Origin of the sequence: Photobacterium makurazakiensis, from assembly GCF_050336715.1 — a bacterium.
In the GTDB taxonomy this organism is placed as follows: domain Bacteria; phylum Pseudomonadota; class Gammaproteobacteria; order Enterobacterales; family Vibrionaceae; genus Photobacterium; species Photobacterium makurazakiensis.
Window position 1 is genome coordinate 1 of record NZ_JAKJSJ010000005.1, and the last position, 1242, is coordinate 1242.

General features: G+C 46.9%; 3 tRNA genes and 1 rRNA gene. All 4 read left to right on the forward strand.

The features are described from left to right. Positions 1-98: 98 nt before the first annotated feature. Positions 99-174: transfer RNA gene (locus L4D09_RS00300), tRNA-Glu, on the forward strand. Position 175: 1 nt separating this feature from the next. Continuing rightward, a tRNA-Lys gene (locus tag L4D09_RS00305) sits at positions 176-251 on the forward strand. Between the two features lie 31 nt (positions 252-282). After that, positions 283-358, forward strand: a tRNA-Val gene (locus L4D09_RS00310). Between the two features lie 364 nt (positions 359-722). Beyond that, positions 723-1242: ribosomal RNA gene (locus L4D09_RS00315) — 23S ribosomal RNA — on the forward strand; the annotation flags it as partial.

Genomic DNA, 1242 nt, shown 5'->3' on the forward strand with positions numbered 1-1242 from the left:
CGATATGACCTGCTGTTTTATGCAGTGTCCACACAGATTGCTTGGTCGAAATGTAAGAGAGCGCGAATGTTGCCCAACAACATTCGCAGAAATACTTAGTCCCATTCGTCTAGAGGCCTAGGACACCGCCCTTTCACGGCGGTAACAGGGGTTCGACTCCCCTATGGGACGCCACGGGTCGTTAGCTCAGTTGGTAGAGCAGTTGACTTTTAATCAATTGGTCGCAGGTTCGAATCCTGCACGACCCACCATTCTTCCCCACGAAGGAAGTAAAACAACCGAGGGCGATTAGCTCAGTTGGGAGAGCACCTCCCTTACAAGGAGGGGGTCACTGGTTCGAGCCCGGTATCGCCCACCACTCTCTAAAAGTTTTCTGCACAAAATCGCAGATTCAATAAAGGNTAACTTTGTTGAGTCCGTTTTTTGACGCCTGTGAGACTTGTAGAAAATYATTAGAAAGTGGTTCTNGTATCTCTTTGGAGATAGTGAAACACAATGCTCTTTAACAATCTGGAAAGCTGACTAGTAAATTCAATCGTTCATCACTACGACGAATGATTCGATTAAAAATGTATCTTGCTTCTTTTAATAAGAACGAGATACGAGTTCTCAAAACAAACACATTCAAGTGTCTTGTGTAAGAGTCCGGCGAAAACAAATAATTCTCTTTAACTAGAGAGTGAACCTTGGTTGTTGCCATACGAAACCTCTTGGGGTTGTATGGTTAAGTGACTAAGCGTACACGGTGGATGCCTGGGCAGTCAGAGGCGATGAAGGACGTATTAACTTGCGATAAGCGTAGATTAGGCAGTAAAAGCCACTTGAGTCTACGATTTCCGAATGGGGAAACCCAGCTGCATAAGCAGTTATCGTTACATGAATACATAGTGTAACGAGGCGAACCGGGGGAACTGAAACATCTAAGTACCCCGAGGAAGAGAAATCAACCGAGATTCCGGCAGTAGCGGCGAGCGAAACCGGATTAGCCCTTAAGCGGCTTTAGCGTTAGGTGAAGGTGTTGGAAAACACAGCGATACAGGGTGATAGCCCCGTAACCGACAGCGCTTTAGTCGTGAAATCGAGTAGGACGGGACACGTGATATCCTGTTTGAACATGGGGGGACCATCCTCCAAGGCTAAATACTCCTGACTGACCGATAGTGAACCAGTACCGTGAGGGAAAGGCGAAAAGAACCCCTGTGAGGGGAGTGAAATAGAACCTGAAACCGTGTACGTACAAGC